The 3706-nt window shown below is 70.8% G+C and carries 2 protein-coding genes; both read right to left on the bottom strand.

Annotated features, from left to right (window positions below):
- A partial coding sequence (locus FV222_RS19905) for a DUF2147 domain-containing protein (protein WP_147815458.1) occupies window positions 1-550 on the bottom strand: 550 nt, incomplete at its 3' end.
- Window positions 551-559: 9 nt separating this feature from the next.
- Window positions 560-3649 carry an efflux RND transporter permease subunit gene (locus FV222_RS19900; RefSeq protein WP_147815457.1) on the bottom strand — a complete coding sequence of 1030 codons (3090 nt, stop codon included), beginning with the start codon at window positions 3647-3649 and terminating at the stop codon, window positions 560-562.
- Between the last annotated feature and the right edge of the window lie 57 nt (window positions 3650-3706).

The following is a 3706-nucleotide window of genomic DNA, read 5'->3' as shown; positions in this document are numbered from 1 at the left end:
GCCTCGGCGCGGCTCCGGGCTTGGGCGCCCATTCGGGGTCCGAGCGCGGGCCGCCGGGGGTGTCGGTGGCGGCGGTGATCTGACCGGGGACCACGTCGCCCACCCGCGTCCAGGTCTGGGTCTGGCACAGAACCGAGAGCAGGCAGCCCTTCACCGACAGCTCGGCCGGCGTCTCGCTCCAGATCGTCACGTCGTAGGACTTGCCGTTGTCGCCGTTGTAGATCTTGCCGGCGAAGCGCCCGTCGTCGTTCTTCTTCAGCCCGAGGATCATCTGGTGGCCGAGGAGCGGCCGCGCCTGGCGCTTCGGGTCGGGGTTGTAGCGGTCGATCTTCGGCTTGCCGTCCTCGCCCAGCGGCTTCGAACCCCAGACGACGTAGCCGCAGAGGTTGGCGCCGCCCGGCCCGCAATGCTCGGTCCGCACGCGGGCACGCCCGTCCTCGGTGAACCAGGTGCCGGTGGGATCCGCCGCGGCGGCCGGGTTCGCGCCGAGGGTGGCGGCGGCGAGGCCGAGGAGGGCGAGGGTCGAGACGCGGGCGGAACGGACTGGCATTCGGTTTCCTCAAGGCGAAGGGGACGGATGGGCCTGCCCGGCCTCGTCGCGGGCGCCGACGAAGCGGCCGAACACCCGTCCGAGGACCCGGCTCAGGCCCTCCATCAGCAGGAACAAAGCCGGTACGAAGACCAGCGAGAGCAGGGTCGAGACGATCAGCCCGGCGATCACCGCGACCGCCATCGGCGCGCGGAACTCGCCGCCGACGCCGAGCGCCATGGCGGAGGGCACCATGCCCGCGGCCATGGCGATCGTGGTCATCACGATCGGGCGAGCGCGCTTGCGGCCGGCCTCGACGATGGCGGTGACGGCGTCGACCCCGCGACCCATCTCCTCGACGGCGAAGTCGACGAGCATGATCGCGTTCTTGGTCACCAGCCCCATCAGCATCAGGATGCCGATCACCACCGGCATCGAGATCGGCATGTTCATCACCAAGAGCCCCAGGATCGCGCCGCCGATCGAGAGCGGCAGCGAGAACAGGATCGTCAGCGGCTGCAGGAACGAGCCGAACAGCAGCACGAGCACGGCGTAGACCATCATGATCCCGGCGCCCATGGCCAGGAGGAAGCCGGAGAACACCTCGCCCATGATCTCGGCGTCGCCGGTCTGGCGGATGGTGACGCCCGGCGGCAGGGACTTCGCCGTCGGCGTCTCCAGCGCCTGGGCGATGAGGGAGCCGAGCGCGTCCGAGCCCTCCATGTTGGCCTCCACCGCGACGCGCACGACGCGGTCGTAGCGGTCGATCGCGCCCGGGCCCTGGTCGAGCTCGATGTCGGCCACCGCCGCCAGCGGCACCGCGGTGCCGTTCTTGGCCGGCACCTTCAGGTTCTCCAGCCGCGAGACCGCGCCGCGGGCGCTGTCGGGCAGCTGCACCCGGATCGGGACCTGGCGGTCGGCGGCGTTGAACTTGGCGAGGTTCAGGCCGATGTCGCCGATCGTGCCGACGCGGACCGTCTCGGCGATGGCGTCGGTGGAGACGCCGAGGTCGGCCGCCACCCCGGGCTTCGGCCGGATGCGGACCTCGGTGCGGTTCAAGGGCGCCGTGGACATCACCGCGACGAGGTGCGGAATCGCGGCCATGTCGCGCTGGAGTTTTGCTGCGACCTCGGCCACCACGGCGGCGTCCGGGCCGCCGACCACGAGGGCGAGGTCGCGCTGGCCGGAATCGCGCAGCGACCAGGAGCGGATGTCGGGCTCCTGAGCGATGAGCCCGGCGATCTCGGTCTCCAGCGCGGCCTGGGACTTGGCGCGGGCGTTCTTCGGCGTCAGGTTGACGGTGAGCGTCGCCAGCCGCGTCTCCTTCTTGCCGCCGACCTGCCGGCCGCCGTCGACGAAGACCGACACCACCTCCGGCAGGGCGCGGATGCGGGCGACCACCCGGTCCGACACGGCGACGGTGTCGGCGAGCCGCGCGCCGGGCGCCAGCTCGAGCATGAACAGGGTGCGGGCGTTGTCCTGCTTCGGCACGAAGCCCGAGGGCAGGAGGCCGGTGGAGGCCAGCGAGCCGGCAAACAACGCCAGCCCGACCATGAGGGTGATCACCCGGTGGCGCACCGACCAGCCGACGAGGCGGCCGTAGGCGCGCATCACCGGCCCCTCGCGCGCCTCCACGTGGGCGTGGTCGCGCAGGAAGTAGGCGGCGAGCATCGGCGTGATCAGACGCGCCACGAGCAGCGACATGAACACCGAGACCGCGATGGTCAGCCCGAACTGGATGAAGTAGCGCCCGGCGATTCCCGGCATGAACGACACCGGCGCGAACACCGCGATCAGGGTCGCGGTGATGGCGATGACGGCAAGGCCGATCTCGTCGGCGCCCTCGATCGCCGCGCGGTAGGGCGACTTCCCCATCCGCATGTGGCGGACGATGTTCTCGATCTCGACGATGGCGTCGTCGACCAGGATGCCGGTGACCAGCGTGATCGCGAGCAGGCTGATGCCGTTCAAGGTGAAGCCGAGCGCGTCCATCGCCCAGAAGGTCGGGAACACCGAGAGCGGCAGCGCCAGGGCCGCGATCAGCGTCGCGCGCCAGTCGCGCAGGAACATGAACACCACCAGCACGGCAAGCGCCGCCCCCTCGATCAGGGTGTGCATCGCCGAATCGTAGGAGCCGATCGTGGCCGAGACGGACGAGTCGATCTTCTCGAACCGGACGTCGGGATAGCCGGTCTCGAATTCCGCGATCTTGCGCTCGACGCCTGCGGCGACCTCGGCGTCGCTCGCGCCCGAGCCGCGGGAGACCGCGAAGGCCACAACCGGGCGCCCGTCGAAGCGGGCGAAGGTGCGCGGCTCCTCGATCGCGTCGCGCACGGCGGCCAAGTCGTCGAGCCGCACCTTGCGGTTGCCGGTGACGACGATCGACGTGGCGCCGAGGGTGTCGAGGGTGGCCGACGCCGCCAGCGTGCGGATCGACTGCTCCTGCCCGCCGACCTCGCCGCGCCCGCCCGCCATGTCGGCCGAGGTCAGGCGCAATTGCCGGTTCACGTCGGCCGCGGTGATGCCGAGCGCCAGCAGCCGGTCGGGCTTCAGCGTCACGCGGACCTCGCGGGCGACGCCGCCGAGGCGTTCGACGCCGCCGACGCCGCGGACGCCCTGGATCGACCGGGCGACCACGTCGTCCACGAACCACGACAGGTCCTCGGGCGTCATCGCCGGCGCCGAGGCGCCGTAGACCATGATCGGCAAACCGGCGATCTCGACGCGGTTGATGATCGGCTCATCGATGGTCCGCGGCAGGTTGAGGCGGACCTTCGAGACCGCATCCTTGACGTCGTTGACCGCGCGGTCGGTGTTCACCTCGAGCCGGAACTCGATGGTGGTGACCGACGAGCCCTCGGTGATGGTCGAGAGGATGTGCTTGACGCCCTTCACGCCGGCCACCGAATCCTCGACCCACTTCGTGACCTGGGTCTGAAGCTCGGACGGGGCGGCGCCCGACTGGGTGATCGTCACCGAGACGATCGGGATGTCGATGTTCGGGAAGCGCGTGATCGGCAGCGAGCGGAAGCTGACGAAGCCGAGCAGCATCAGCACGAGGAACAGCACGATCGACGGCAGCGGCCTGCGGATCGACCAGGCGGAGATGTTGAGGCGCATGGGGCGGCCCTACCGCGCCGTCGCGTCGGCGAGCGGCGTCACGGCCTCGGGCGGCAC

The sequence above is a fragment of the Methylobacterium sp. WL103 genome (assembly GCF_008039885.1).
Taxonomy (GTDB): domain Bacteria; phylum Pseudomonadota; class Alphaproteobacteria; order Rhizobiales; family Beijerinckiaceae; genus Methylobacterium; species Methylobacterium cerastii.
This window is presented reverse-complemented; position numbering and strand designations above follow the sequence as displayed.